Below are 24,262 nucleotides of genomic sequence, written 5' to 3'. Positions count from 1 at the left end.
TGCCGGCGGTCCACATCACCGCCACGGCCCTCATGCGGGCGCTCCCGGCGGGACGAAGGGCAGCCCCGGCGGCGCGCCGGACTCGATGAGCCGCCACAGCGCGTCCGTGTCCGCGTGCTGTTCGATCAGGTCGCCGAGCCGGTCGAGCTGCTCCTCGCGCAGCGCGGCGAACGAGGTGTCCGGCGCCGGTACGAAGCGGCGGCCGGCGGCGGCCGCCACCTCCCGCAGGAAGGCACGCCGGAATCCGTCCGACTCCAGCGAGCCGTGCCAGTGCGTGCCCCAGGTCTGGCCGACCCGGCAGCCGTCCAGGAAGGGGGCGCCGCCGGTGACATCGGCGACCCCGTGGTGGATCTCGTAGCCCTCGACGTGCTCCCCGAGGGCCTCGCCCGCCGGCCGGGTGAGGGTCTTCTCGCGGGCGAACCGCACCCGCACGGGCAGGATCCCGAGCCCGTCGACCCGGCCCCTGCGGCTCTCGACGTCGTCCTCGATGTGCTCGCCGAGGATCTGGAAGCCGCCGCAGATGCCGAGGACGGGCCGCTGCTCGGCGGCCCTGCGCACCAGCGCGTCGGCCAGCCCGCGCTCCCGGAGCCACTCCAGGGCACGGACGGTCCCCCGGGTCCCCGGCACGATGACGAGGTCGGCGTCCGCCAGTTCCTCCGGCCGGTCCACGAACCGCACGACGACACCGGGCTCGGCGGCCAACGCGTCGACATCCGTGAAGTTGGACATGAGCGGGACCGCGCAGACGGCGACGCGCAGCACGTCCTCGCCGACGGGCGGGGCGACGACGGACTCCCGGACCGTCCCTCGCAGGGAGACGCGCAGCCCGTCCTCCTCGTCGATCCCGAGCCCGTGCCGGAAGGGCAGAACGCCGTACGTGCGCCGCCCGGTGAGGCCGTGGAGCATGTCGAGCCCCGGCTCCAGCAGGGAGACGTCCCCGCGGAACTTGTTCACGAGGAACCCGGCGACACAGTCCTGGTCCTCACGGGACAGCAGGGCGACGGTCCCGAAGAACGAGGCGAAGACCCCGCCCCGGTCGATGTCGCCGACGACGAGCACGGGGAGCCCGGCGTTACGGGCGATCCCCATGTTGACGATGTCCGTCCGCCGCAGATTGATCTCGGCCGGCGAACCGGCCCCCTCGCAGATCACCGCGTCATACGTGCCCCGCAGCCGCTCCAGGCAGTCCAGCACCGTCCCGAGCAGCCTCTGCTGCCGCCCCCCGTGGTACCCGCGCGCACTGAGCTCGCCGACCGGCTTGCCCAGCAGCACGACCTGACTGCTCTGCTCGCCGCCGGGCTTGAGCAGCACGGGATTCATCAGCGCGGTCGGCTCCACACGGCACGCCTGCGCCTGCATGGCCTGCGCCCGCCCGATCTCGGCGCCCTCCCGTGTCACGAACGAATTCAGGGACATGTTCTGCGCCTTGAAGGGCGCGACCTTGACCCCCTGCCGCACCAGCCACCGGCAGATCCCGGCGGTCACGACGCTCTTGCCGGCGTCGGAGGTGGTACCGGCGACGAGAAGCCCCCCGCCCGTCATGACGTACGCCCCTTCACGATGTGGCGCGCGGCGACACAGACGCCGAGCGCGAGCCAGCCGACGCGCCTGGACAGCCGTACGGCCCGTTCGATGTCCCCGGTGCCGACGCCGCGCCCCGCGCCGTTGAGGACGGGACGGTGCTCGACGCGTCCGCCGTAGGACAGGGTTCCGCCGAGCCGCACCCCGAGCGCCCCCGCGAACGAGGCCTCCACGGGCCCGGCGTTGGGACTCGGATGCTTGGCGGCGTCGGAACGCCAGGCCGTCACGGCTCCCCGGGGGTCGCCCCCGGCCACGGCCGCGAGCACGGCGGTCAGCCGGGCTCCTGGCCACCCCACGACATCGTCCAGCCGCGCGGAGGCCCACCCGTAGCGCCGGTACCGGGCCGACTTGTGCCCGACCATGGCGTCGAGGGTGTTGACGGCCCGGAACCCGACGAGCCCCGGCACACCGCCGACGGCCCCCCACACGAGCGCCCCCACGACGGCGTCGGAGGTGTTCTCCGCGACGGACTCGACGACGGCCCGGGCGATCCCGTCGGCGTCCAGGGCCTGCGGATCCCGTCCGCACAGATGCGGCAACCGCGCACGGGCCGCTTCGACGTCCCCGGCCTCCAGGGCGCGCCCGATGGCCTGTGCCTCCCGGGCGAGCGAAGTCCCGCCGACGACGGCCCAGGTGGCGACCCCGGTCAGCCCGACCGACGCGACAGTGGACGTACGCACGGCACGCGCGGCGACGGCCCCGAGCGCGACGGCCCCGCCCGCACACACCACGGTGTGCAGCGCGCCCCACCCGCGGTGGTCCCGCCACAACACCCGCTCCACCACACCCGCGGCCCGCCCGAACACGGCGACCGGATGCCCCCGGCGAGGATCGCCGAGCAGCAGATCACCGATCAGACCGGCGGCGGCACCGTACGCGTGGACGCGACCGGCACCCATGGGCTCAGCCGGCCACGGGGGCGGACAACGGTGGGGTACTGGCCCTCGATCGGCAGCCGAACATGGCGATATGTCCTCACTCAGGGTGTCCACGCCCTGGTTCGACGAGACCGGCGGTGAGAGTTCCTGGCTCCCGGTGAGTGCTACCCCGGTGACAGTGGCGGGACCGCGCCGGACTTCCACCGGCTTCCTCTCCTGCCGCCGCATTGGCCCCGGCAGTCCACCACGGCCGCGAACAGCCGTCAACTTGCTGTTGACCTGCGAGGGGAGAGTGTGGACAAGCCCACACCGCCTGCCTCGCGGGGGGGTGCCAACAGCTGCCCCGCACAAGGCAACCGGGCGGCCCGGGACCGAAGCCCCGTGCCGCCCGGCGACAGACGATCGTGGTGGTCGTGGTCAGGCCACGATCAGATAGATCCCGTACCCGACAGCCGCCGCACACGCCGCGAAGCACGCGTACGCACCCGTCACCGCAAGCCCCGCGGACCCGCCCGCCGCCACCGCCCGCTCGCGGCGCGACAGGCCCGTGATGCCGAGGGTGAACAGGCCGACGAGGGTCACGGTGGCCACGAGGCTGACGCCGAAGACGGAGCCGAGGGTCGCCCAGTCGATCTTCATCTCAGAGATTCTTCCTTGTCACCGGGTGGGCGGGATCAGACCGGGGTGGTCGTGGTGGAGGGCTTCCGTTCGGCCTGGGCCTGGGCCGGGATCGTGGCGGCCAGTTCCTCGGACGGGCCCGCCGGAGGCGGCGTCACCGCGGCGATCGCGGTGGTCACGACACCCGCCGGCTCCTCGTCGACCTCGTTGACGTTCGTGTGGTCGACGACCTCACGGCGCGACAGCTTCCAGATCACCGCGCTGGAGGCGACCAGGAAGACCGCCACGACCGCCGTGCCCCAACTCCCGAAGCCGGTCACGTACTCGGCGAGCGCGCCCACCAGGGCCGCCGCCGGCAGCGTCAGACCCCAGGCGACGAACATCCGGGTCGCCGTCGACCAGCGGACCACGCCGCCCTTGCGGCCGAGTCCCGCGCCCATCACCGCGCCGGACACGGAGTGGGTGGTGGAGAGGGAGAAGCCGAGGTGCGAGGAGGCCAGGATGACCGTCGCCGCGCTGGTCTGGGCGGCGAAGCCCTGCTGCGGCTGGAGGTCGGTCAGGCCCTTGCCCATGGTGCGGATGATGCGCCAGCCGCCGAGGTAGGTGCCGAGCGCGATGGCGATACCCGCCGAGAGGATGACCCACATGGGCGGGTCGGAGTCGGGGGCGACGGCGCCGCCTGCGACCAGGGCGAGGGTGATGACACCCATCGTCTTCTGGGCGTCGTTGGTGCCGTGGGCCAGCGAGACCAGGCCCGCGGAGGCGATCTGGCCGGCCCGGTAGCCCTTCTTGGAAGCCTCGCCGTCGGCCTTCTTGCCGAGGGAGTACGTCAGCCGGGTGGCGAGCAGCGCGGCGATGCCCGCGACCAGCGGGGCGGCGATCGCCGGGATCAGCACCTTGGTGACCAGGACGTCACCGTGCACCGCGCCGACGCCCGCCGAGGCGATCGTGGCGCCGATCAGGCCGCCCATCAGGGCGTGCGACGAACTGGACGGCAGACCGACGAGCCAGGTCAGCAGGTTCCAGAGGATCGCTCCGACCAGGGCGGCGAAGATGACCTCGGGACGGATTCCGGCCTCGTCGACGAGGCCCTTGGAGATCGTGTTCGCGACTTCGACGGACAGGAAGGCGCCGACCAGGTTGAGCACCGCGGACATGGCCACCGCGATCTTCGGTCTCATGGCGCCCGTGGAAATGGTCGTGGCCATCGCGTTCGCGGTGTCGTGGAAACCGTTCGTGAAATCGAACGCGAGTGCGGTTACCACCACAATCGCGAGGATCAGCGAGAAGCTTTCCATTTACCCAGGCAATCGTTCGGCGTCGTTGGCGGGACGAACGTAGGTAACCCGAGTGAACGGAAGATGAACTGGGAGGGGCGCAGGGGTGTCCGCAACAGAGGAGTGTCATTCCGCCCTGGTGTGGCGGCCCTTGCGCCCCAGCGATCAAGTGCCCCGTGCGAACCGTTTCAGTCGATCGAGTGACCCGTCGAAGAGATTCTGGTCACCCGGCAGGGTGCCGTCGCCGTTGTCGTACTGCCAGAAGGTCCAGGAGGTCCAGCCGGCCGGCAGTGGCCCCGCGCTCGCCGCGTCGTAGCGGGCGACCCACAGGTGGTGGTTCGCGGCGAAGGCACGGCTGTTGCCCGTGCACGTGTTCCACCAGTGGGTGGTCGTGTAGATCACCGGGCGGCGGCCGGTGAGCCGCTTGACCTCGCCGCTGAACGACTTGATCCAGCTGACCATCCCGGCCTTGCTCAGGCCGTAGCACTTGTGCTTCTTGTCGTACGGGTTGTACTCGATGTCGAGCGCCGGCGGCAGCGTCCAGCCGTCCGCGCTCCAGCTGCCGCCGTTGCGTACGAAGTGGGCCGCCTGTGCCTGGCCCGACGACCTGTTCGGCAGTGCGAAGTGGTAGGCGCCGCGGACGAGGCCCGCCGCGCGAGAGCCGTTGTACTGCCGGCTGAAGTAGGGGTTGCGGTACGTGGTGGACTCGGTCGCCTTGACGTAGACGAATCTGGCGCCCTTCGCCTTCGCGCTCGGCCAGTCGACGTTCTTCTGGTGGGACGAGACGTCGTGCCCCTTCGGGCGGCTCGCCGCCGCGGCCGGAAACTCCGCGAGCGTGGCCCCTCCCAGGGCGAGTGCCGCCGCGGAGGCCGCCAGTAAGCGGCCGCGGCGGCGGGTCGGTATGTGGTCACGGGCCATGTGATTCCCCCCGGAATGGCTGCGTGCACGGCAAATCCCCCAGAGAGTACTGAAGAGCCGTTGAATATCCGATGATCTCCAGCCAAGAGAGATCCATGACATGTTTGTGCCGGTATGCGCCCTTACGGATGCTCGGTTTCCGGCCTAAAGTGCCCCCGCTCGGCGGCGCGTCGAAGGGCTGCCTGGCAGGATCGCCGCATGGCTGAGCAGCGAGGCGACGAGCGGGACGCGGGGGACGTCGGAGGCGGCGGACAGGATGTGGGGGAGGCGCGGCGGAGCGGTGTGCGCCCCGAGGAGGCGCGCGCCTGGGAGGAGCTCGCCGCGACGGCCCGCCGGACGGTCACCGACGGGCTCGTCGTCGGAACGTCCGGCAATGTCTCGGTGCGCGTCGGGGACATCGTCCTGGTCACGCCGTCGGGCGTGCCCTACGACCGGCTGGCGCCGGACGACGTGACCGGGGTCGACCTCGACGGCCGACAGGTCCTCGGCGCGCTCGTCCCGACCAGCGAGCTGCCCATGCACCTCGCCGTCTACCGCACGACCGGTGCCCGTGCCGTCGTCCACACCCACGCCGTGCACGCGACGGCCGTCTCGACGCTCGTGAGCGAGCTCCCGCTGATCCACTACATGGCCGCCGCGCTCGGCGGACCCGTCCGGGTTGCCCCGTATGCGACGTACGGCAGCGACGAGTTGGCCGAGAACATGCTCCGCGCCCTCGCCGACCGCTCCGGCTGTCTCCTCCGGAACCACGGCACGATCACCTACGGCGCGACACTCGACCAGGCCTACGACCGCACCGCCCAGCTGGAATGGATGTGCCGGCTGTGGCTGACCGCCACATCGGTGCCGGGCCTGTCCCCGAGCCTGCTGTCCACGGAACAACTGGCCGAGGTGGGGGACCGGCTACGGGGGTACGGCCAGCGCGGCTGACCCCCCTCCCGGACCTCACCGCACCGGCACCGCGGGCCTCACCTGTCCGGGGGCTCCCGGCAACCGCCTGCCCCCACCGCCCACACCCCGGATGCCCGTCACGCCGCCCGCCACCGGCCCAGCCACATCGCCGGACCGCCGGCGTCCCCCGTGCGCGTGCGGCCACGGCCACGGCCAAGCCGACCGGCCTGCTCGCGCGAGCACGGCTCGGCCGGCCGCCGGCATCTCGCCCCGCGGGTGCGAGCCCCACTCCTCCGAACCGGTTTCCCGCCGTGCCTGTGTGGCCACGGCTCCGCCGGCGGCCTGCGTCTCGCCGTGCCCGCGTGGCCACGGCTCCGTCGGCCACCGGCATCTCGCCCTGCCCGCGTGGCCACGGCTCCGCCGGCCACCGGCATCTCGCCCTGCCCGCGCGAGCACCGCTCCGCCGGCCACTGGTATCCCCACCCTGCGGGGCGCGAACACCGCTCCGCCGGTCAGTGGCGTCCCGCCCTGCGGAGCGCGGCCCCCGCCCCGCCGAGCGCCCGGGCCCGCCCACCGCGTACAACCGCCCTGCCGGCCACCCGCGCCCGTCACCCCACCGCCCCCGCCCACTGGTCCCTCGCCCCGTCCGCCGGGACACTGGAGACGTGCGCACTGTCAAAGCGGCGGCCGCCGCCGCCACCGCCGTGATCGGAGCCGGCGCAGCCGCCGTGGCCGCCGGACGGTTCGCCAGTGACGTCGCGCTCAAGGCGCCTCCCGGCAGGCCGCTGCCCACCGAACCCCGGCTCACCGTGCACGGCACCGCCGCCGGGCAGATCGTCCTCACCCGGGACCTGGCCGCCCTGCGGCCCGGCCGCTACGGCCTCTCCGGTGACGGCTCCCACGCGGTGGTCGGCCCCGTCCTGACCACCGCCCCGCACGCCGCCGACACCGTCGTACGCCGCCTGGAGAGCGTCACGCACGGCACCCTGAAGGCCGGCGACAAGGCCTGGCTCACCCCGAACGTGTACGTCGGCAACCCGAGCGCCGCCCTCGGCCTCGAACACGCCGACGTCGACATCCCCGGCGAACTCGGCACCCTGCCCGCCTGGTTCGTGCCCGGTGCCCGGGACACCTGGGTGATCGCCGTGCACGGCCTGGGCACCACACGGGAACTGGCCATGAACGTCATGGGGTTCCTGCACCGCAACCGCTTCCCGGTGCTCGCCCTCGCCTACCGAGGCGACCTGGGCGCACCCCGCCGGCCCGACGGCCTGAACCACCTCGGCGAGACCGAGTGGCGCGACCTCGACGCGGCGATCCGCTACGCCGTGCGCCACGGCGCCCGGGAAGTCGTCCTGCACGGCTGGTCCACCGGCGCCACCATGGCCCTGCGCGCCGCCGCGCACTCGGGACTGCGCGACCGCGTCTCGGGGCTCGTCCTGGACTCCCCGGTGCTCAGTTGGCAGACCACCCTGCGCGCCCTCGCCGCGGCCCGCCGCACCCCGGGAGCGCTGCTGCCCCTCGCGGTCCGCGCGGCCCAGGGCCGCACCGGCCTGCACGACGACGGCGTCGCGGGCCCGGCCCCGTTCGACGGGCTCCGCATCCCGGCGCTCGTCTTCCACGGACCTGACGACACGGTGGCTCCCTGGCGGTTCTCCCGTCACCTCGCCGACGCGCGCCCCGACATGGTCGCCCTGTACACCGTCGGCAACGCGCCCCACGGAGCGATGTGGAACGCCGACCCACAGGCCTACGAGGAGGCGCTGCGACGCTTCCTGACGCCTCTGATGTGACTCCGGGCCCCGTCGCGACCCCCTTCCGTTCCGCCCCTACCGACCGGTCGCGATGATTCCGTTTAGCGTCGTACCACTGGCTTGTTTCCGGCCCTCGGCGGCTCGCGGGGCCCGGTGCGTTGGCCTTCTCCGTCGCCCGCCGTGACATTCCGTTTGGGTTTTCGGACCGTCAACCGGAAGACTGCACCTGTGACGTCCCGTATCCCGCGCGACTCCAGGCTTCGACTCGTCCGCCCGCGACCCCTGGCCGCCACCCCCAGAGCGATGAACCAGCGGCGCTCGCGCCGACCCGCACCGCGCCCCCCGGAGGGCACCCCGGCACCGGCGGAGCTGGCCAGAATGGCGCGCTCAGGTCTGGCCGCCGCGGCCCGCGTCGCCCGCTGGGCCGACGCGGCGCTCGGCCCCGGCGGGGACAGCGCCACCGCCGACGGCAAGGCCACCCTCTCCGACGCGACCGCCGAACGGGCCGCCCGCGACCTGGGGCTGACCTCCGCTCAGGTCAGGGGCGACTGGGACACCGCCCGCCTCGCCGGCCTCGTCGAGGTGCACGGCGACAGCGCCCGCCCCGGCTGGCGGCTGCGCGCCTGGGACCGCGACGACAGCGCCGTCCTGCGCGGCTGGGTCGCCCTCTTCGACGCCTGGTCGCTCGCCTACCCGGAGCCCGAGGACCGCGAGCCCGCCGCCGTCGCGGAGGTCGTCTCGGCCATGCCGCAGGCGCTCTCCTTCCTCCAGCTGTCCGCCGGCCCCGTCCCCGTGGAGCAGCTCCTCGACCTCCTGGAGCAGCGCGTCACCGAGCTGCGCACCGCACGCTGTGAGATCCCCTACGGTCCCCAGCCCGAGCCGGTGGCCGAGCCGGAGCCCACCGACGCCCCGCTCGCCCCCCTCCTCGACTGGGCCCTGCGCGCCCTCGCCTCCGTCGGCGCCCTCACCTACGGCGACGGCCAGGCCACGCTCACCCCGCTCGGCAGCTGGGCGGTCTGGGTCAAGCTGGAGCAGATCTGCGTCGCCGCGCAGAGCCCGGCCGGGAACATCGAGCAGGCGGCCGAGGACATGCTCCGCGGCTGTGCCCAGCTGCGCCCGAACGCGGCCCGCGCCGAGTACCGCGCCTGGCTCGCCGCCCGCCCCGTCGGCAGCGCCGTCACCGAACTCCTCGGCGCCGCCCGTGGCGAGGACGCCCTGCTGCGCGGCCTCGCCTTCGAGGCGCTGCGCGTCGTCGGCGCCCCCGCCGAGCCCGTCGTCCGCGGTGTGGTCGCCGAGCCGACGCTCAGGCCGTACGCCCTGCTGTGGCTGGCCGAGCACGACGGGGCCGACCCGGAGGACGCCCACGAGGTCCTCACCCGTCAGGAGGCGACCTGGCTGTGGGTGGACACCGCGGCCGCCGTCGCCGACCACGGTGAGGCCCCGCTGCTCGTCCGCCATCTGGAGTCCGCGGTGCAGCCGACCATCCCGATGCTCCTCGACGAGGTACGTGCCGTGGGACACCCGCGCACCGTGCAGGTCCTGGTCGCCCTCGCCGCGGCACACCCCGACCCGGCCCTGGCCAAGGCCGTACGCCGGGCCGCGTTCCAGGTGCACACCGGCGGCAGCTAGCAGCCGGCAGCCGGTGGGGCTCTCAGCCCGCTATCTCGGGCGCGTACGTCCCGAAGCTCCACACATTGCCCTCGAGGTCCCGGGCCATGTAGTCCCGCGAGCCGTAGTCCTGGTCCGTCGGGGGCATGAGGATCTCCACGCCGTGGTCCACGGCGCGGCGGTGGTGTGCGTCCACGTCGTCCACCACCACGTACACCCCGGTGGTGCCCGCGGCCTTCATGGCCGCGTCGAAGACGCCGCCGCGGCCCTTGGTGCCGACCATCACCGCGCCGTTGCCCTGTGTCAGCTCGGCGTGCATCACCGAGCCGTCCTCACCCTCGTACACCGAGAGCTCCGTGAAGCCGAAGGCCTCCGTGAGCTGCCGGATCGCCGTCTTCGCGTCCGCGTAGAGCAGCGTCGGATAGATGCTCGGACGTCCGCCGGACGTGCCTGCCATAGCGATCACTTCCTTGTGTCTCGCCGAGTGTCCCGCTGCCGGAAAGCCGGAGTCCGGCCTGCTCCACAGTCTTCCACCGACCACTGACAACGGCCCCGCCCCGGGGTGCGACCCTCGAACACGCACACGCAGAAAAAGTTGGTTGCACGGCCCCGTTAGACTGTCCGCATGGCCATTCTCCTCGCGCATTAGACGGCGGGAACGTCCTCAGCCGCCCATCCCGCCCCCGTATCCGCCCTGGAGTCTGTCCGTGATCTCCGCCTCCGGTATCGAGCTGCGCGCCGGTGCCCGCGTCCTCATCGAAAACGCCACCTTCCGAGTCGCCAAGGGCGACCGCATCGGCCTCGTCGGCCGCAACGGCGCAGGGAAGACCACCCTCACCAAGTGCCTCGCCGGCGACGGCATCCCCGCCGGCGGCACCATCACCCGCTCCGGCGAGGTCGGCTACCTCCCGCAGGACCCCCGCACCGGCGACCTCGACGTCCTCGCCCGCGACCGCATCCTCTCCGCGCGCGGCCTGGACGTACTGATCCGCAAGATGCGCGAGAACGAGGAGCGCATCGCCAACGGCAAGGGCGGCACCCGCGAGAAGGCGCTCAAGCAGTACGAGCGCCAGGAGACGGAGTTCCTCACCAAGGGCGGGTACGCCGCCGAGGCCGAGGCCGCCACCATCGCCGCCGCGCTCAACCTGCCCGACCGCGTGCTCGGCCAGCCCCTGCACACGCTCTCCGGAGGCCAGCGCCGCCGTATCGAGCTGGCCCGCATCCTGTTCTCCGACGCGGACACGCTGCTGCTCGACGAGCCCACCAACCACCTCGACGCCGACTCGATCATCTGGCTGCGGGACTACCTGAAGACCTACCGCGGCGGCTTCATCGTGATCTCCCACGACGTCGACCTGGTCGAGACGGTCGTGAACAAGGTGTTCTACCTGGACGCCAACCGCTCCCAGATCGACGTCTACAACATGGGCTGGAAGCTCTACCAGCAGCAGCGCGAGTCCGACGAGAAGCGCCGCAAGCGCGAGCGGCAGAACGCCGAGAAGAAGGCCTCCGCGCTGCATTCGCAGGCCGACAAGATGCGGGCCAAGGCCACCAAGACCGTCGCCGCGCAGAACATGGCCCGCCGGGCGGACAAGCTGCTGGCCGGCCTGGAGGCCGAGCGGAAGTCCGACAAGGTCGCCAAGCTGCGCTTCCCCGAGCCCTCCCCGTGCGGCAAGACCCCGCTCATGGCCGAGGGCCTGTCGAAGTCCTACGGATCGCTGGAGATCTTCACCGACGTCGACCTGGCCATCGACAAGGGCTCGCGCGTCGTCATCCTCGGCCTCAACGGCGCGGGCAAGACGACCCTGCTCCGGCTGCTCGGCGGGGCCGAGAAGCCCGACACCGGCGAGGTCATCGAGGGCCACGGCCTCAAGCTCGGCTACTACGCGCAGGAGCACGAGACCCTCGACCCGGAGCGCACGGTCCTGGAGAACATGCGCTCGGCCGCCCCCGACCTGGACCTGGTGGAGGTCCGCAAGACGCTCGGCTCGTTCCTGTTCTCCGGCGACGACGTCGACAAGCCGGCCGGGGTCCTCTCCGGCGGCGAGAAGACCCGTCTGGCGCTCGCCACCCTGGTGGTGTCCTCGGCGAACGTCCTGCTCCTCGACGAGCCCACCAACAACCTCGACCCGGCCAGCCGCGAGGAGATCCTCGGCGCGCTGCGCACGTACAAGGGCGCGGTGGTTCTCGTCACGCACGACGAGGGCGCGGTCGAGGCGCTCCAGCCGGAGCGGATCATCCTGCTGCCGGACGGCGTCGAGGACCTGTGGGGTGCCGACTACGCGGACCTCGTCGCCCTCGCTTGATCGAATACGTGATCAACGCCGTATGGATCATTCGGCCTAGCGGTGATCCATCATCTGTGTGAGATCTCCTCGTACCGAGGTGTGTCCTACATCGATTTCGCGGCCGAGCCCCCGATTCTTCCGGGCTCGGCCGCGACGCCTTTCTGACCTGGCATTTTCCGGGGCGATCCGTTCGGTCGTACGGACGCCACTCTTCGGAATTCCATATTCCGGATGTGGGGATGTGCTCCCGTCGTCACAACCTTGTCTCACGGACCTTGCCGAATGGGTGGCCATCAAGGCCCGGAGGGGTGATCATGAGGAGACCAGAGCGCACTTCCCATGAGGAGGCACGGGTGGCCGAGACTCTGAAGAAGGGCAGCCGGGTGACCGGCGCCGCGCGCGACAAGCTCGCGGCAGACCTGAAGAAGAAGTACGACGCCGGTGCGAGCATCCGGGCGTTGGCCGAGGAGACCGGCCGCTCGTATGGCTTTGTGCACCGCATGCTCAGTGAGTCGGGCGTCACGCTGCGAGGGCGTGGCGGGGCGACCCGGGGCAAAAAGGCCACGGCCTGACCCCGGGTGGCCCCTCGGCTTCGATGGTGGCCACCCGGTCGGTCGTCTGATCGGCCGGGTGGTTACTGTGCAGTCACTTAGCTGACCGCACACATCGGAGGCGTCCATGGCTTCGCCCGACAAGGACCTCGTTCCCGTACTCGACAAGGACGGCGTACGGCTCACCGTCGACGACGCGGTCGCCACGGTGACGCTGACCAACCCCGCCAAGCGCAACGCGCAGAGCCCCGCTCTGTGGCGGGCGCTGACCGAGGCCGGTCGGCAGCTGCCGGGCTCCGTCCGTGTCGTGGTGCTGCGGGCCGAGGGCAAGTCCTTCTCGGCCGGTCTCGACCGGCAGGCGTTCACGCCCGAGGGCTTCGACGGGGAACCGTCGTTCATCGACCTCGCGCGTGGTGACGACGCCGAGCTGGACGCGACCATCGCCGAGTATCAGGAGGCGTTCGCCTGGTGGCGGCGCAGCGACATCGTCTCCGTCGCCGCCGTCCAGGGGCATGCCATCGGGGCGGGCTTCCAGCTCGCCCTCGCCTGCGACCTGCGCGTCGTCGCCGACGACGTGCAGTTCGCGATGCGCGAGACCAGCCTCGGACTCGTGCCCGACCTGACGGGCACGCATCCGCTGGTGGGACTCGTCGGATACGCCCGCGCGCTGGAGATCTGCGTGACCGGGCGCTTCGTCACGGCCGAGGAGGCCGTGAACACCGGACTGGCCAACGTGGCCGTGCCCGCCGACCAGCTCGACGACACGGTCCGCGACCTCGCCTCGGCCGTCCTCGCCGCGCCCCGCGACGCCGTCATCGAGACCAAGGCACTGCTGCGCGGCGCCCAGGACCGCACGTACGAGGCCCAGCGCGGCGCGGAACGCCAGGCCCAGGCCCGCCGGCTGCGGGACCTCGCGGGCATCGGGGACTGAGGCGGGACCTCCCGGCGGATCGGGGATTACTCAGCCGATCCCGCTCACCAGTACCGCCACCGTCGGGTGGTCCGACAGTGTCCTCCTCACTGCCGTGCGGACCTCGCGGGCCACGTCCCGGGCCCGGTGGTCCGCCGCCACCGCGAGTTCCAGCCGGACATGACGGTGCGGCAGCGCGGTCTCGCCCGGGAGGTTCTCGATGTGCACGGGGTGGCCCAGTGCGCCGGTCAGGTGAAGCACGCCCGGGACTTGGAGGGCGGCGGCCGCCACGCGGGCTTCGTCGCCGTCCACGGGCCGCGCGGCCCGCGGCGGTTCGGGGAGAAGGACGGCGGGCCCGGGTTCCGGCTCCTCGTCCAGCAGCCCCGTCACCTGCAGGTCCACCTCCGTCACCGTCAGACCCAGCCCCTGCGTCGCGGCGGTCGCCAGCGTCGCCCGCAGCAGGGACGCCGAAGTGGGCAGCGGCTGCGAGGCCGTGGCCGCGAACTGGGCCGTCACCCGCAGCGGTCCGGGCGGCTGCGCGCTCGGCGGGGCCGGTACGGCCGGCTCCCCGGTGTCCGCCGGATGGGCGAGCGCGACCCGGAGCGCGTCGACGCGTACGCCCGGCGCCTCCTGAGCCGCGCGCCGCAGCACCGCCTCGGCCGCCTGCTCGGTGATCCACGCGCCGTCCCGCGCATCACCCAGCGGCAGGAGCCTGCCGAGGCCCATCTGATGTTTCACTGCCTGCGTCCACCGGTCACCCGTCATTCCTCCAGCCTGCCGCATCAAAGGCGCGCAACCACGTAACCGTGCTTACGGTGGTCGAAGGACGACAACCGAAAAGGACGTACGCCGATGACTGACATGACCGAGAACCGGGGCGGGGAGAGCGAGACGCCGGCGGCACGCAGGAGTCCGTTGGCCAAGCGCAGTGGCGGAGATCCGGGCTCGCGCGGGCGGACGACGATCGCCGACGGCGTGGTGGAGAAGATCGCCGGGCTCGCCGCACGCGACGTGGACGGCGTGCACGCCATGGGCAGCGGCATCTCCCGCACCTTCGGAGCCGTGCGCGACCGCGTGCCAGGTGGCGCGAAGTCGGTTTCGCGCGGGGTGAAGGCCGAGGTCGGCGAGGTGCAGGCCGCCCTCGACCTGGAGATCGTCGTCGAGTACGGCGTGTCGATCGCCGATGTGGCCCGGGACGTACGGGAGAACGTCATCACCGCCGTCGAGCGGATGACCGGGCTCGAGGTCGTCGAGGTCAACATCGCGGTGAGCGACGTGAAGCTGCCGGACGAGGAGGAAGAGGAACCCGAGCGGCGGATCCAGTGAGGCACGGCCCGTCGGACAACACAGCGGCTGAGGAGCTGAGGAGCGCATGAGCATGGCCGTGGTCGGCATGATCGCCGGCATGGCGTTGGCATTCGCCGGATACTTCGGCGGATTCGGTGCCTTCCTGCTGGTGGCGGCGCTGGGCGCCGTCGGCTTCGTCGTCGGCCGGTTCCTGGAGGGGGACTGGGAATTCGGCGACTTCTTCCGCACCCGTCACGAACGGCGGCGGTGACGCCCGTGAGCGCGGGGGCCGGTGAGCTCGGCAGACCTCTGACCGCCGTCCCGCCGGGTGAGCGCGGCTCGACCCGGATCGCCGACCGGGTGGTCGCGAAGATCGCCTCGCAGGCGGCCCGCGAGGCCGTGGGGACACTGCCGCCCGACGCAGGCCGGCCGTCCGCCAGCGTGGTCGTCCACCACGAGGCCGCCCACGTCCGGGTGCACGTCGAACTCGACTACCCCTGCGACGTCGGCGACCGCTGCCGCCGGGTGCGTCGCCAAGTCGTCGAGCGAGTAGGCACGCTGGCGGGAATGGAGGTGCCGGAGGTGGTCGTCCAGGTGGAGCGGCTGCATCCGGTCGCCGGGCCCGGCGCGGCACAGGGGAGGACGCGATGAGCGAACCCCGGGACACCGACCCGACCGAACCGCCCGAGTCCGAGAGCAGCACACAGCGCCTGCCGGTCCTGGAATCGTCGGAGAACGGCGCCGGACCCGACCAGGCCGCTCCGGCGGACGCCGACGGACAGCCGCCCGCACTCGACGACGAGGGCGGACGCGAAGGCCGCTTCTGGTCGGCCCGCCGCGTCCCCGCCGGCATCGTCGCGCTGCTGCTCCTGGGCCTCGCCGGACTGTTCCTGTACGACATCGCGTCCGTGCGCGCCGACCGGCCCGCCATGAGCTGGCGCCGGGAGTTCGCCCGGCAGCTCGCCGAACGGCCCCTGGACGACACCTGGGTGCTCGTCGGGGCCGGCGTCGCCGCCGCCCTCGGGCTCTGGCTGCTCGTCCTGGCCGCCACGCCCGGCCTGCGCGATGTGCTCCCGATGCGGCGCGCGCACGCCGACGTACGCGCCGGACTGCACCGCGACGCCGCCGCGTCCGCGCTGCGGGACCGGGCCATGGAGGTGGCCGGTGTGCAGTCCGCGGAGGTCCGGATGCGCCGGACCCGGGCGAAGGTCCGCGCCGCCTCGCATTTCCGTGAACTGGACGACGTACGAACCGAACTGGACGCCGTGCTCACCGACGCGGTCCGCGGACTGGGGCTGTCCCGGCCGCCCGCGGTGTCGGTGCGCGTGCGGCGGCCCGGCAGGAAGGGGTGACGGCGGTGCTCCGGATCGTCAACCGCGTGTTCCTCGGACTGGTGGGCCTCGTCCTGGTGGTGCTGGGCGGCTCGGTACTGGCCGTCGGCCTCGGCGCCCCGGCACCTACGTGGTGGATCCACGACAGCCGGCACGACGTGCTGCTGAGCTACGCCGAACGCACGCGCTGGCGGGAGGACGGCTGGTGGTGGCCGACCGTCATCGCCGTACTCGCCGTCCTCCTGCTGCTCGCCCTGTGGTGGCTCGTCGCGGTACTCCGCCGGCGCCGCCTCGCCGAGGTCCTCGTCGACACGGGCGACGGCGAGGGCGCGCTGCTGCGTGGCCGGGCCCTGGAGAACGCCCTCGCCCAGGAGGCGGAACAGGCCGACGGCGTGGACCGCGCCGACGCCCGGCTGACGGGCCGCCGTAGCACCCCCGAGGCCCGAGTGCGGCTCGCGCTGGAACCGCACGTGGACCCGGGAACGGCCCTGCACGGCCTGACGACGGGCGCCCTGGCCCACGCCAGAACATCGGCGGGCCTCGCCTCACTCCCGGCGGAGGTGAGGCTGAGGGGCGTCAAGCACCGTGCGGAGAGGGTGAGTTGAGTACGGGAGTATCAGGTATCAGAACCCGTGCCGGGCTCCGCCGTCCACCGGCACCATGACCCCGGTCAGATACGAGGCCGCCGGCGACAGCAGGAACGCGGCCACTCGCCCGAACTCCTCCGGCGCCCCGTACCGCCGCAACGGAATGCGAGACTCCGAAGCCGCCCTGGTCGCCTCGGGGTCCGCCGACAACCCGTCCAGCTGGCGGACGCGGTCCGTGTCGATCCGGCCGGGCAGCACCCCGACCACCCGGATCCCCCGCGGCCCCAGTTCCTCCGACAACGACTTGGCGAATCCCGCGAGCCCGGGCCGCAGCCCGTTCGAGATCGTCAGCCCGGGAATCGGCTCGTACACCGAGCCGGAGAGCACGAACCCGATGACACCCCCGGCCTCCAGCTCGGAGGCCGCGGCGCGAGCCAGCCGTACCGCACCGAGGAACACCGACTCGAACGCCGCCTGCCACTGCTCGTCCGTGTTGTCGGCGACGAACCCGGCCGGCGGGCCGCCCACGCTGATGAGGACACCGTTGAAGCGCCCGAAGTTCTCCCGCGCGGCCCCGATCAGCCGGGCCGCCGCCTCGGGGTCGGCGTTGTCGACGGCCACCCCGACCGCGTTCGGGCCCAGCGCTTCCGCCGTCTCGGCGACGCTCTTCTCGTCCCTGCCCGAGACGACCACCTTCGCCCCGTCCGCGACCAGCTCGCGCGCGGAAGCGTTGCCGAGGCCTCGCGTGGCCCCGGTGACGACGTACACCCGGTCCTTCAGTCCAAGATCCATGGTCCCTATCCTGCCCCCTCCTCACCGAACAGGGCGAGGGCGGTGTTCACGAGGCCGATGTGGCTGAACGCCTGCGGGAAGTTGCCGAGCTGCCGGCCGCTCACCGGGTCGAACTCCTCGGACAGCAGGCCGACGTCGTTGGCGAGCCCCACCAGCCGCTCGAACAGCGCGCGGGCCTCCTTCGTACGGCCCGTCATGTACAGGGCGTCCGCGAGCCAGAACGAGCAGACCACGAAGGTGCCCTCGGCACCGGGCAGTCCGTCGACGTCCGCGTCGTCGGTCGTGTAGCGGAGCAGCAGCCCGTGGTGGTCCAGTTCCTCGCGGATCGCGTCGATGGTGCCGATCACCCGCGGATCGTCGGGCGGCAGGAAACCGACGCGGGGGATGAGCAGCAGCGCGGCGTCCAGTTCGCGTGAGCCGTAGGACTGCGTGAAGGTGTTGCGTTCGGGGTCGTAGCCCTTCTCGCACACCTCGCGGTGCACCTCATCGCGCAGCGCGCGCCAGCCCTCCAGGTCGCCGTCCAGCTCCGGATGGCGCTCCAGGGTCCGTACGGCACGGTCGGCGGCCACCCACACCATCACCTTCGAATGCACGAACTGGCGCCGGCCGCCGCGCACCTCCCACAGCCCCTCGTCGGGCTGGCGCCAGTGGGTCCGCAGGAAGTCCATCAGGGCCGTCTGCAGCGCCCACACGTCCGGCTGGGCGGACAGGCCCGACTCGCGGGCCAGTGACAGGGAGTCCATGACCTCGCCGTAGACGTCCAGCTGGAGCTGGTTCACGGCGTCGTTCCCGATCCGGACGGGCTGGGACCCGGCGAAGCCGGACAGCCACGGCAGCTCGACCTCGGGCAGCCGTCGCTCGCCGGCCAGGCCGTACATGATCTGGAGGTCGGCCGGGTCGCCCGCGACCGCGCGCAGCAGCCAGTTCCGCCAGGCCTCGGCCTCGTCCTGGTAGCCGACCGCCAGCAGCGCGCCCAGGGTGAGGGTGGAGTCGCGCAGCCAGCAGTAGCGGTAGTCCCAGTTGCGCACCCCGCCCGGCTCCTCGGGCAGTGAGGTGGTGAGGGCGGCGACGATGCCGCCGGTCGGGGCGTAGGTGAGCGCCTTGAGGGTGATCAGGGAGCGGACGACGGCGTCCCGGTACGGTCCGTCGTAGCGGCACCGGGACACCCAGGCCCGCCAGTCCTCGACGCTGTGGCGGAGCGCCTCGTACGGGTCGACGAGCGGCGGGCGCTCCTCGTGGGAGGGGTGCCAGGTCAGGACGAACGCGACCTTCTCCCCCTTCTTGACCGTGAACTCCGCGTGCGTGCCGAAGTCCTCGCCCCAGCTGCGCACCTCCGGCTCGCTGCGCAGCCAGGTGGAGTCCGGGCCCGCGACGGCGACGCGGTGGCCGTCCACCCGGCGGACCCAGGGGATGATCGAGCCGTAGTCGAAGCGCAGCTTGAGGACGCTGTGCAGCGTCACCTCGCCGTCCAGGCCCTCGACGACGCGTACGACGTCGGGGGCCTGGTCGCGCTGGGGCATCAGGTCGGTGACCCGGACCGTGCCCTGCTCGGTCTCCCACTCGGTGTCCAGGACGAGGGTGTCGCGGCGGTAGGCGCGCCGGGTGCACCGGTCCGCTCCCACGGGAGCGACGCGCCAGTAGCCGTTGTCCTCGTCGCCGAGCAGTCTGGCGAAGCAGGCCGCCGAGTCGAAGCGGGGCAGACACAGCCAGTCGACGGAGCCGTCCGTGCCCACCAGGGCCGCGGTCTGTTCGTCACCGATGAGCGCGTAGTCCTCGATACCGGTATGCACGGAGTGCGGGTTCCCGGCAAGTCGGGCCTGCAATCAGGGCTGGAGCCGGGGGAGTGACGGGCCCTCGGCGCCGGAGGAGCCGGTGCCGGTGCCGGAGAAGATGACACCGGGATCCGACGGCGCCTGGTTGAGCACCCACAGGCCGATCAGTGTGGCCAGGGTGAAGACGACCGCGATCAGCACGGCGAGCACGAGCCGCCGCCGGCGTTCGCGCCGCAGCCACTCACCGCGTGCAGTGCGGTACGCGTCGGGGTCGGGGAGCACCCCGCCGGCCAGTGCCTCGAGCGCCTCGCGCAGCTCGCGTTCGGTGCGGCCGTCGCCGTGGCCGGTCCGGTCCGGGCTCGTGTCCTTCATCGCCGGGCCTCCATCGCCTGGGTCAGGGCGGCGATGCCGCGTGCCGTGTGGGTCTTGACGGAACCTCCGGAGATGCCCATCGCGGCGGCTATCTCGCTCTCCTTCAGACCGAGCCAGTGCCGCAGCACCAGCGCCTCGCGCTGGCGGGGCGGCAACTCCTGGAGCGCCGCGATGAGCACGCGCTGGTCGTCGCGCAGCAGCGCGGCGTGCTCGGCGGAGGCGACCATCTCGTCCGGCGGGCTCGGCGGGTTCTCCTCGTGCCGGCGGGCGACCTGGAGGTGGCGTATCCGCATCCGCGTCAGATTGCAGACGGTGGACCGCAGGTACGCCTCCGCCGCGGCCGCGTCCCGCAGGCGCCGCCACTTGCGGTAGATCTGGTAGTACGCCTCGGCCACCACGTTCTCCGGGTCGTCGGCGCCGAGCAGGACGGCGAGGCGCAGCATCGAGGAGTAGTGCAGCTCGAAGAGGCGGGCCACGCCTGCCTCCCGCTCCCGGTCGGCCGGATCGGCGGCTGGGGGCAGGGGCACGGCGGCGGGCTGTGGCACGGCCGGTGGCGCGGTGGAGGAGTTCTGACTGCGTCTCACGGGTTGTTCGCTCCGGTCTCCGGGCGTCGCCGGACGGTCAGGCGGGACGGCAGGTCGGTCGAGTCGACGCCGCGCGGGACGCCGAGTCGGGTCAGCGCCGCGGTGCCGGCCACCGCGACGGCCAGATTGAGCAGCAGGGCGGCGAGCCCGGCGTAGATCTCCAGCGGCCCGGCACCGGTGCCGAGCGGCACGATCGAGGAGAACCCCTCGCGCACCACCAGATACGTCCCCGACGCCATGCCCACGGCCCACCCGGCGAGCAGCGCCCGCGGATGCAGTCGCCCGGTGAACAGCCCGACGGCCACGGCCGGGAAGATCTGCAGGATCCACACGCCGCCGAGCAGCTGGAGGTTGATGGCGTCCTGGTCGCGCAGCCCGAACACGAATGCCACGGCCCCCGCCTTCGCGGTGATCGACACCGCCTTGGCGATGCGCACCTGGCGCTTGGGCGTGGCCGTCGGCTGGACGTACTCGACGTAGACGTTGCGGACGAAGCTCGTCGCCGCGGCGATCGACATCACCGCCGCCGGGACGAGCGCACCCACGGCGATCGCGGCGAACACCAGCCCGGCCAGCGGCGCCGGCATCAGCCGGTCGACCAGCATCGGCACGGCCGCCTCGGCACCACCGCGCGGCGCCCGTACCCCCGCCGCGAGCGCGGCGAAGCCGAGGAACCCGAACAGCGCGAGCAGCCCGGTCCAGGCAGGCAGCGCCACCGAGACCTTGCGCAGGGTGCGCGGCCCGTCGGCGGCGAAACCGGCGGTGAGCACATGCGGGTACATCAGCAGGGCGAGGGCGGAGCCCAGGGCGAGGGTGGCGTAGGCGGGCTGCTGGGCGGGGGACAGGAGCAGTGCCCGGTCGCCCAGCCGCGCAGCGGCGCCGTCGAAGACCGGGCCGGGGCCGCCGAACCGTACGAGGACCAGCCAGGTCACGGCGGTCAGCGAGACGAACACGGCCACCGCCTTCAGCGCCGAGATGACCGTGGGCGCGCGCAGCCCGTGCCGGTATGTGGCCACCGCGAGCCCCGCGAACAGCGCGACCAGCACCAGATCCCCGGACACGCCCCGCGGATGGACGCCCCCGGCGGTCAGCACCGCCCGGATGCCGATCAGTTGCAGCGCCAGGTACGGCATCGTCGCGAGGATCCCGGTCAGCGCGACCACCAGGGCCAGCGGCGGCGACCCGTACCGGCCCCGTACGAAATCGGCGGCGGTGACGTAGCCGTTCCGGCGGGCCACGCTCCACAGCCGGCTCAGCAGCACGAAGGCGAGCGGGCAGACGATCACCGTGTAGGGCACCGCGAAGAAGGCGGGCGCGCCGTTGCCGTAGGCAAGACCGGGCACGGCGGTGAAGGTGTACGCGGTGAAGATCGTGCCGCCGAGCAGCAGCCAGGTCCAGCCGGGGCCGAGGCTGCGGTCGGCCAGCGCCCAGCCCTCCAGGGAGGGCAGCCGGTCCACCGGACGCAGCCGCCGTGCGGTGACCGCGAGCAGCGACGCCCCGCCGATCACGGCGAGAAACGTCGCGGTCATGGCGCCGTCAGCCATGGGTCACCGTCCTTGGTGTGCCTGTGCCCTTGCGCGAGAGTTGCGCGGACGGCCCGTCCGGAGGACAGGGAACCGGCGGGAAATCTTCTGGGAACGCCGTGTCATCCACTTCCGGCGGGAGCGCAACTCTTGCACAGACCGACAGCGAGCGGGAGAGGTGCGCAGGTCGGGGAAGCGCCCCCGCACCGGCCCCCGCGCAGGTCCTGTCGCACACCACCGCCACGGTGAGGAGCCGCCATGCCCGTATCAGTCCTGCCCGAATCCGGCCGGTCAGCGCCCGAAAAGCGGCGAATACCCCCTCGGTCCCTCCTGCTCTGGACCGCCGTCTCCCTCCTCGGCGCGATCGCCTGGGGTGTCCTCGCCCTCGCCCGCGGCGAGGAGATCTCGGCGGTCTGGCTGGTCGTCGCGGCGCTCGGCTCGTACGCCATCGCCTACCGCTTCTACTCCCGCTTCGTCGCCCGGCGGGTGCTCCGGCCCGACGACCGCCGGGCCACTCCCGCCGAGCGCCTCGAGGACGGCGTCGACTTCCACCCCACCGACCGCCGGGTGCTGCTCGGCCACCACTTCGCCGCGATCGCCGGCGCCGGACCGCTGGTGGGGCCGGTGCTCGCGGCGCAGATGGGCTATCTGCCCGGGACGCTGTGGATCGTCGCCGGTGTGATCTTCGCGGGCGCGGTGCAGGACATGGTCGTGCTGTTCCTGTCCATGCGGCGGGACGGGAAGTCGCTCGGGCAGATGGCCCGGGACGAGATCGGCCGGTGGGGCGGGGCCGCCGCCCTGATCGCCGTGTTCGCCATCATGATCATCCTGCTGGGTGTGCTGGCCCTGGTCGTCGTCAACGCCCTCGCCCACTCCCCGTGGGGCACCTTCTCCGTCGCGATGACCATCCCCATCGCCCTGTTCATGGGCTTCTGGCTGCACGTCATCCGGCCGGGCCGGGTCGTCGAGACCAGCCTGATCGGCGTCGTGCTTCTCCTGCTCGCCATCGTCGGCGGCAGCTGGATCCAGCAGTCCTCCCTGGCCTCCGCCTTCACCCTGAGCCCCACGACCCTCGTCTTCTGCCTGGTCGGCTACGGCTTCGTCGCCTCCGTCCTGCCGGTGTGGATGCTGCTCGCGCCGCGCGACTACCTTTCCACCTTCATGAAGATCGGCACGATCGCCCTGCTCGCGGTGGGCGTGGTGGTCGCCGCCCCGGTGCTGCGCGCGGACTCGGTGAGCGACTTCGCCTCCTCGGGCGCGGGGCCCGTCTTCGCCGGCGCGCTCTTCCCCTTCCTCTTCATCACCATCGCCTGCGGCGCGCTGTCCGGCTTCCACGCTCTGGTCGCCTCCGGCACCACGCCGAAGCTGATCCAGAAGGAGTCCCAGGTCCGGATGATCGGCTACGGCGCCATGCTGATGGAGTCGTTCGTCGCGATCATGGCGCTGATCGCGGCGGCGACCCTGGAGCCGGGCCTGTACTACGCCATGAACGCCCCGGCTGCTCTCCTCGGCACGACGGCCGAGTCGGCGTCCCACGCGGTCGCCGGCCTCGGCTTCACGATCACCCCCGACCAGCTGACCCAGGCCGCCAAGGCCGTGGAGGAACAGACGCTGATCGCCCGCTCCGGGGGTGCCCCGACCCTCGCGGTCGGCATGTCGGAGATCTTCTCCGGGGTCATCGGCGGCACCGCGATGAAGGCCTTCTGGTACCACTTCGCCATCATGTTCGAGGCGCTGTTCATCCTGACGACCGTGGACGCGGGCACCCGGGTCGGCCGCTTCATGCTCCAGGACATGCTCGGCAACGTGTGGAAGCCGGCCGGCCGGGTCAACTGGAAGCCGGGCATCTGGCTGTGCAGCGCCCTGGTCGTCGCGGCCTGGGGCTACTTCCTGTACACCGGCGCCACCGACCCGCTCGGCGGAATCAACCAGCTCTTCCCGCTCTTCGGCATCGCGAACCAGCTCCTCGCCGCGATCGCCCTGGCCGTCTGCACCACGGTCCTGATCAAGTCCGGGAAACTGCGCTGGGCCTGGGTCACCGGTGTCCCGCTCGCCTGGGTCGTCGCCATCACCTTCACCGCCGGCTGGCAGAAGATCTTCTCCGACGACCCGAAGGTGGGCTTCTTCGCCCAGCGCGCACGCTACGCCGACGCCCTCGACGCCGGTCAGGTCCTGCCGCCCGCCGAGAGCCCGGCCGACATGCGGACCGTCGTCACCAACTCCACGGTCGACGGAGTCCTGATCGCGCTGTTCCTGCTGCTGGTCGCCGTGGTGCTCGTGAACGCGGCGGTGGTGTGCGTACGGGCGATCCGGGCCCCGGCTCCGCTGCCGACCACCGAGGCGCCGTACGTCGAGTCCCGCATCGAGGTGCCGGGTGAGGAGCCGGCCGGGTCCCTGGCGGGGGCCCGCTCATGAGGGCGGTGCGCTGGGCGCGGGCCGTGGCCTGGTACGTCCGCGAGCTGCTGCGCACGCTGGACCGGGGGTCGGGCCCGCGGGGGAGGTGCTGCTAGCGGACCGGGGGCAGGCCTGTGGGGGCGGTGCTGCTGATGGGGCCGGGGGACGGGCCTGCGGGGGCGCTGCGGGTGGTCGGCCCGTGGGGGCGGTGCCTGTGCTCGCTGGGTCGGGGGTCGGGCCCGCTGGGGTGCTGCTGGTGACGGCCCAGGGCTCGGCCTGAGCGGCGCTGCCGCCAGTGGCCCGGGGCGGCAGCGCCGCTCAGGGCCACTGGCCCGGGGCGGCCGCA

The 24,262-nt window shown here is 72.6% G+C and carries 24 protein-coding genes and 1 riboswitch; of the genes, 12 read left to right on the top strand and 12 right to left on the bottom strand.

The window, feature by feature from the left end:
- Positions 1-30 precede the first annotated feature (30 nt).
- The 5 genes from ACZ58V_RS26295 to ACZ58V_RS26275 form a co-directional block, all read right to left on the bottom strand.
- Positions 31-1,542 (bottom strand): cobyric acid synthase, encoded by a 1,512-nt coding sequence (locus tag ACZ58V_RS26295; RefSeq protein WP_468193120.1) that lies wholly within the window; start codon positions 1,540-1,542, stop codon positions 31-33.
- On the bottom strand, positions 1,539-2,480 hold the full coding sequence (locus ACZ58V_RS26290) for a cobalamin biosynthesis protein (protein ID WP_468193119.1): 942 nt from the start codon (positions 2,478-2,480) through the stop codon (positions 1,539-1,541). Before ACZ58V_RS26290 ends, ACZ58V_RS26295 begins: the two co-directional genes overlap by 4 nt.
- Positions 2,481-2,581: 101 nt before the next feature.
- A riboswitch (cobalamin riboswitch) is annotated at positions 2,582-2,720 on the bottom strand.
- Positions 2,721-2,876: 156 nt separating this feature from the next.
- Positions 2,877-3,098, bottom strand: a complete 222-nt coding sequence (locus ACZ58V_RS26285) for a hypothetical protein (RefSeq protein ID WP_184599685.1) — start codon at positions 3,096-3,098, stop codon at positions 2,877-2,879.
- A 35-nt stretch (positions 3,099-3,133) separates the two neighbouring features.
- On the bottom strand, positions 3,134-4,375 hold the full coding sequence (locus ACZ58V_RS26280) for an inorganic phosphate transporter (protein ID WP_468193118.1): 1,242 nt from the start codon (positions 4,373-4,375) through the stop codon (positions 3,134-3,136).
- Positions 4,376-4,519: 144 nt separating this feature from the next.
- Positions 4,520-5,272: a lysozyme gene (locus tag ACZ58V_RS26275; protein WP_471292848.1), complete on the bottom strand. Its 753-nt coding sequence runs from the start codon at positions 5,270-5,272 to the stop codon at positions 4,520-4,522.
- A 198-nt stretch (positions 5,273-5,470) separates the two neighbouring features.
- Here ACZ58V_RS26275 and ACZ58V_RS26270 point away from each other — a divergent pair, with 198 nt between their 5' ends.
- From ACZ58V_RS26270 to ACZ58V_RS26260, 3 genes are all read left to right on the top strand, one after another.
- The gene (locus ACZ58V_RS26270) at positions 5,471-6,202 is read left to right on the top strand and encodes a class II aldolase/adducin family protein (RefSeq protein WP_471292845.1); all 732 of its coding nucleotides are present in this window, start codon (positions 5,471-5,473) and stop codon (positions 6,200-6,202) included.
- Between the two features lie 626 nt (positions 6,203-6,828).
- Positions 6,829-7,956 carry an alpha/beta hydrolase family protein gene (locus ACZ58V_RS26265; protein WP_471292842.1) on the top strand — a complete coding sequence of 376 codons (1,128 nt, stop codon included), beginning with the start codon at positions 6,829-6,831 and terminating at the stop codon, positions 7,954-7,956.
- A 189-nt stretch (positions 7,957-8,145) separates the two neighbouring features.
- Positions 8,146-9,546 (top strand): hypothetical protein, encoded by a 1,401-nt coding sequence (locus tag ACZ58V_RS26260; RefSeq protein ID WP_468193113.1) that lies wholly within the window; start codon positions 8,146-8,148, stop codon positions 9,544-9,546.
- 22 nt (positions 9,547-9,568) lie between these two features.
- Here the strand turns inward: ACZ58V_RS26260 and ACZ58V_RS26255 are convergent, their stop codons facing one another.
- Entirely contained in the window at positions 9,569-9,982 is a 414-nt protein-coding gene (locus ACZ58V_RS26255) for a VOC family protein (RefSeq protein WP_468193111.1), read from the bottom strand.
- Between the two features lie 250 nt (positions 9,983-10,232).
- On the opposite strand from ACZ58V_RS26255, the gene ACZ58V_RS26250 reads away from it, so the two are divergent.
- The 3 genes from ACZ58V_RS26250 (at position 10,233) to ACZ58V_RS26240 (ending at position 13,295) form a co-directional block, all read left to right on the top strand.
- Entirely contained in the window at positions 10,233-11,831 is a 1,599-nt protein-coding gene (locus ACZ58V_RS26250; RefSeq protein WP_468193110.1) for an ABC-F family ATP-binding cassette domain-containing protein, read from the top strand.
- A 335-nt stretch (positions 11,832-12,166) separates the two neighbouring features.
- Positions 12,167-12,385 (top strand): helix-turn-helix domain-containing protein, encoded by a 219-nt coding sequence (locus ACZ58V_RS26245; protein ID WP_010037790.1) that lies wholly within the window; start codon positions 12,167-12,169, stop codon positions 12,383-12,385.
- Between the two features lie 106 nt (positions 12,386-12,491).
- A complete protein-coding gene (locus ACZ58V_RS26240; RefSeq protein ID WP_468193108.1) occupies positions 12,492-13,295 on the top strand; it encodes an enoyl-CoA hydratase/isomerase family protein in 804 nt (267 codons plus the stop codon).
- Positions 13,296-13,325: 30 nt separating this feature from the next.
- Here the strand turns inward: ACZ58V_RS26240 and ACZ58V_RS26235 are convergent, their stop codons facing one another.
- Positions 13,326-14,039, bottom strand: coding sequence for an Asp23/Gls24 family envelope stress response protein (locus ACZ58V_RS26235; protein ID WP_468193107.1), 714 nt, complete (start codon positions 14,037-14,039; stop codon positions 13,326-13,328).
- An 87-nt stretch (positions 14,040-14,126) separates the two neighbouring features.
- Between ACZ58V_RS26235 and ACZ58V_RS26230 the strand changes: the two genes are divergently transcribed.
- Genes ACZ58V_RS26230 through amaP form a run of 5 tightly spaced genes read left to right on the top strand, consistent with a single transcriptional unit; the run spans position 14,127 to position 16,497 of the window.
- On the top strand, positions 14,127-14,600 hold the full coding sequence (locus ACZ58V_RS26230) for an Asp23/Gls24 family envelope stress response protein (RefSeq protein WP_184599695.1): 474 nt from the start codon (positions 14,127-14,129) through the stop codon (positions 14,598-14,600).
- 46 nt (positions 14,601-14,646) lie between these two features.
- Positions 14,647-14,832, top strand: a complete 186-nt coding sequence (locus ACZ58V_RS26225; protein WP_468193105.1) for a hypothetical protein — start codon at positions 14,647-14,649, stop codon at positions 14,830-14,832.
- A complete protein-coding gene (locus tag ACZ58V_RS26220; protein ID WP_468193103.1) occupies positions 14,829-15,212 on the top strand; it encodes an Asp23/Gls24 family envelope stress response protein in 384 nt (127 codons plus the stop codon). Before ACZ58V_RS26225 ends, ACZ58V_RS26220 begins: the two co-directional genes overlap by 4 nt.
- Entirely contained in the window at positions 15,209-15,913 is a 705-nt protein-coding gene (locus tag ACZ58V_RS26215; RefSeq protein ID WP_468193102.1) for a DUF6286 domain-containing protein, read from the top strand. Before ACZ58V_RS26220 ends, ACZ58V_RS26215 begins: the two co-directional genes overlap by 4 nt.
- Positions 15,910-16,497, top strand: a complete 588-nt coding sequence (gene amaP / locus ACZ58V_RS26210) for an alkaline shock response membrane anchor protein AmaP (protein WP_471292834.1) — start codon at positions 15,910-15,912, stop codon at positions 16,495-16,497. Before ACZ58V_RS26215 ends, amaP begins: the two co-directional genes overlap by 4 nt.
- A gap of 18 nt (positions 16,498-16,515) precedes the next feature.
- Here the strand turns inward: amaP and ACZ58V_RS26205 are convergent, their stop codons facing one another.
- From ACZ58V_RS26205 to ACZ58V_RS26185, 5 genes are read right to left on the bottom strand one after another with little or no spacing between them, the layout of a single operon-like run.
- Positions 16,516-17,271 carry an SDR family oxidoreductase gene (locus tag ACZ58V_RS26205; RefSeq protein WP_468193099.1) on the bottom strand — a complete coding sequence of 252 codons (756 nt, stop codon included), beginning with the start codon at positions 17,269-17,271 and terminating at the stop codon, positions 16,516-16,518.
- 5 nt (positions 17,272-17,276) lie between these two features.
- Positions 17,277-19,061 (bottom strand): glycoside hydrolase family 15 protein, encoded by a 1,785-nt coding sequence (locus ACZ58V_RS26200; RefSeq protein WP_471292830.1) that lies wholly within the window; start codon positions 19,059-19,061, stop codon positions 17,277-17,279.
- Between the two features lie 33 nt (positions 19,062-19,094).
- Positions 19,095-19,415, bottom strand: a complete 321-nt coding sequence (locus tag ACZ58V_RS26195; RefSeq protein ID WP_471292827.1) for a hypothetical protein — start codon at positions 19,413-19,415, stop codon at positions 19,095-19,097.
- Positions 19,412-19,999 (bottom strand): sigma-70 family RNA polymerase sigma factor, encoded by a 588-nt coding sequence (locus ACZ58V_RS26190; protein ID WP_471292824.1) that lies wholly within the window; start codon positions 19,997-19,999, stop codon positions 19,412-19,414. The genes ACZ58V_RS26195 and ACZ58V_RS26190 overlap by 4 nt, the downstream gene beginning before the upstream one ends.
- The gene (locus tag ACZ58V_RS26185; protein WP_471292821.1) at positions 19,996-21,543 is read right to left on the bottom strand and encodes a sodium:solute symporter family protein; all 1,548 of its coding nucleotides are present in this window, start codon (positions 21,541-21,543) and stop codon (positions 19,996-19,998) included. The genes ACZ58V_RS26190 and ACZ58V_RS26185 overlap by 4 nt, the downstream gene beginning before the upstream one ends.
- 237 nt (positions 21,544-21,780) lie before the next feature.
- On the opposite strand from ACZ58V_RS26185, the gene ACZ58V_RS26180 reads away from it, so the two are divergent.
- Positions 21,781-23,937, top strand: a complete 2,157-nt coding sequence (locus ACZ58V_RS26180) for a carbon starvation CstA family protein (protein ID WP_468193093.1) — start codon at positions 21,781-21,783, stop codon at positions 23,935-23,937.
- Positions 23,938-24,262 lie beyond the last annotated feature (325 nt).

Source organism: Streptomyces sp. NPDC040589 (genome assembly GCF_055594445.1).
The sequence above is the reverse complement of the archived record's forward strand: the minus strand, read 5'-3'. Positions and strand labels throughout refer to the sequence as shown.

What these genes read in the sequence shown, in the direction of transcription:
- ACZ58V_RS26295 (WP_468193120.1), bottom strand. Translation starts at nt 1,542, where the DNA reads ATGACGGGCGGGGGGCTTCTCGTCGCCGGTACCACCTCCGACGCCGGC.
- ACZ58V_RS26290 (WP_468193119.1), bottom strand. Translation starts at nt 2,480, where the DNA reads ATGGGTGCCGGTCGCGTCCACGCGTACGGTGCCGCCGCCGGTCTGATC.
- ACZ58V_RS26285 (WP_184599685.1), bottom strand. Translation starts at nt 3,098, where the DNA reads ATGAAGATCGACTGGGCGACCCTCGGCTCCGTCTTCGGCGTCAGCCTC.
- ACZ58V_RS26280 (WP_468193118.1), bottom strand. Translation starts at nt 4,375, where the DNA reads ATGGAAAGCTTCTCGCTGATCCTCGCGATTGTGGTGGTAACCGCACTC.
- ACZ58V_RS26275 (WP_471292848.1), bottom strand. Translation starts at nt 5,272, where the DNA reads ATGGCCCGTGACCACATACCGACCCGCCGCCGCGGCCGCTTACTGGCG.
- ACZ58V_RS26270 (WP_471292845.1), top strand. Translation starts at nt 5,471, where the DNA reads ATGGCTGAGCAGCGAGGCGACGAGCGGGACGCGGGGGACGTCGGAGGC.
- ACZ58V_RS26255 (WP_468193111.1), bottom strand. Translation starts at nt 9,982, where the DNA reads ATGGCAGGCACGTCCGGCGGACGTCCGAGCATCTATCCGACGCTGCTC.
- ACZ58V_RS26240 (WP_468193108.1), top strand. Translation starts at nt 12,492, where the DNA reads ATGGCTTCGCCCGACAAGGACCTCGTTCCCGTACTCGACAAGGACGGC.
- ACZ58V_RS26235 (WP_468193107.1), bottom strand. Translation starts at nt 14,039, where the DNA reads ATGACGGGTGACCGGTGGACGCAGGCAGTGAAACATCAGATGGGCCTC.
- ACZ58V_RS26230 (WP_184599695.1), top strand. Translation starts at nt 14,127, where the DNA reads ATGACTGACATGACCGAGAACCGGGGCGGGGAGAGCGAGACGCCGGCG.
- ACZ58V_RS26225 (WP_468193105.1), top strand. Translation starts at nt 14,647, where the DNA reads ATGAGCATGGCCGTGGTCGGCATGATCGCCGGCATGGCGTTGGCATTC.
- ACZ58V_RS26215 (WP_468193102.1), top strand. Translation starts at nt 15,209, where the DNA reads ATGAGCGAACCCCGGGACACCGACCCGACCGAACCGCCCGAGTCCGAG.
- ACZ58V_RS26205 (WP_468193099.1), bottom strand. Translation starts at nt 17,271, where the DNA reads ATGGATCTTGGACTGAAGGACCGGGTGTACGTCGTCACCGGGGCCACG.
- ACZ58V_RS26195 (WP_471292827.1), bottom strand. Translation starts at nt 19,415, where the DNA reads ATGAAGGACACGAGCCCGGACCGGACCGGCCACGGCGACGGCCGCACC.
- ACZ58V_RS26185 (WP_471292821.1), bottom strand. Translation starts at nt 21,543, where the DNA reads ATGGCTGACGGCGCCATGACCGCGACGTTTCTCGCCGTGATCGGCGGG.
- ACZ58V_RS26180 (WP_468193093.1), top strand. Translation starts at nt 21,781, where the DNA reads ATGCCCGTATCAGTCCTGCCCGAATCCGGCCGGTCAGCGCCCGAAAAG.